The organism is Neisseria sp. P0021.S005 (assembly GCF_051956955.1).
This window is the reverse complement of record NZ_JBQCWY010000652.1, coordinates 1-1,726: the sequence shown is the minus strand read 5'-3', so window position 1 is coordinate 1,726 and position 1,726 is coordinate 1. Positions and strand designations below refer to the sequence as shown.

The 1,726-nt window shown below is 56.4% G+C and carries 1 protein-coding gene and 2 pseudogenes; all 3 read left to right on the top strand.

The features are described from left to right. Positions 1 to 264: pseudogene (locus ACTHUE_RS17945) on the top strand (LPS-assembly protein LptD); the annotation flags it as partial. Continuing rightward, complete coding sequence (locus ACTHUE_RS17940) at positions 261 to 1,250, top strand: peptidylprolyl isomerase (RefSeq protein ID WP_036493692.1); 990 nt, start codon at positions 261 to 263, stop codon at positions 1,248 to 1,250. The pseudogene ACTHUE_RS17945 and the gene ACTHUE_RS17940, both read left to right, overlap by 4 nt. Before the next feature lie 106 nt (positions 1,251 to 1,356). After that, a pseudogene (locus tag ACTHUE_RS17935) lies at positions 1,357 to 1,726 on the top strand (alpha/beta hydrolase); the annotation flags it as partial.

The window sequence follows — 1,726 nt, the reverse complement described above, 5'->3', positions numbered from 1 at the left end:
TACGCCGTCGCCCGTTACAACTACGAAATCGAAGCCAAAAAACCGCTGGAAATGCTCATCGGTGCAGAATACAAAAGCAACTGCGGCTGCTGGAGCGCAAGCTTGGTCGGCCAACGCTATGTTACCGGCGAAAACAGCCACAAAAACGCCGTATTCTTCAACCTCCAACTCAAAGACTTAAGCAATATCGGCAACAACCCATTCGAAAAACTCCGCTTAGCCATCCCCGGTTACAGCAAAACCAACGAGGTAGTCAAACAATGAACTTCAAACCCCTGATTCTCGTCGCCGCACTCACTCTCGCAGTAGGCGCACACGCCGCTCCTAAAGCCAAAGCAGGCAAAGCGCGCGCAGCCAAAGCCCCTGCCGTCAGCGCCACCGCCATGCCTGCCGTACAAAGCGGCGTACATCTTTCAGACGGCATTGCCGCGGTTGTCGACAACGAAGTCATTACCCACCGCCAAGTAGAACAAGCCGTGGCACAAGCGCGTCAAACCATGCCTAAAGGCACGCAAATGGACGCCAACGAGCTGCGCCAACAGGTTTTGGCACAAATGATCAACCAATCCCTGATCCTCCAAGCCGGCAAACGCCGCAACATCCAAGCGACCGATAGCGAAATCGAAGCCGTTATCGCGCACAATCCCAACATCAAAAATCCGTCTGCCGCCGTCCGTCAAGACATCGCCGACAGCATTATTGTTGAAAAAGTGCGCCAACAGGCCATCATGCAAAACAGCCGCGTGAGCGACTCCGAAGTGGCACGCTACATCGAGCAGGCCAAACAACAAGGCATCACCCTGCCCGAAGCCGACCCTGTGCGCCAATATCATGCCCAACACATCCTCATTAAAGCCGACAACGACAATGCCGCCGTCGGCGCAGAAAGCACCATCCGCAAAATCTACTCACAAGCCCGCAGCGGCGCAGATTTCGGCGGTTTGGCACGCCAATACTCGCAAGACAGCAGCGCCGGCAACGGCGGCGACTTGGGCTGGTTTGCCGACGGCATGATGGTTGCCCCATTTGAAGAAGCCGTCCACAAACTCAAACCCGGCCAAATCAGCGCCCCTGTCCGCACCCAATTCGGCTGGCACATCATCAAGCTGAACGACGTCCGCGAAGCAGGTACGCCTGAAGAGCGCCAACAAAACGCCGTCCGCCAATACCTGTCCCAACAAAAAGCGCAACAGGCGACCACCAACCTCCTGCGCGAACTGCACAGCAGCTCCTACGTTGACGTACGCTAATTGCGCGTATTGTTAAAAAGGCAGAAATCCGTACAATAAGGCCGTCTGAAAACCATTATTCAGACGGCCTTTTCCCTTAAGCAACCATTGATTAAAGCACCCCATCATGTCCATCCGTCCTAACTGGCAAGCCGCCACCCTGCTGCAAGCCGAAGAAACCTCCATTACCTCCGCACACACCGGCCGCACCTACCGCATTCAAGCCGCGGCACTCGGCGAGCGTCCGGCAGGCGGCTATCCCGTACTGTATATTCTTGACGGGGATGCCTTTTTCCCTGCCATCCTCAATATGGCGCAATCCCTGCTCATCAACCCCATCACCAAAAGCCATGCCGCCTGTCTGATTGTCGGCATCGGCTACACCGGCGGCACCATCCGCGACTTAAGCCAACGCGCCCTCGACTACACGCCGCCGCTGCCCGACAACGCGCCCGAATCCGAACGCAAACAATACGGCCAAGCCGACCGCTTCAGCC

Excerpts from the sequence above, each read along its gene's own strand:
- ACTHUE_RS17940 (WP_036493692.1), top strand. The coding sequence starts at position 261 with ATGAACTTCAAACCCCTGATTCTCGTCGCCGCACTCACTCTCGCAGTA.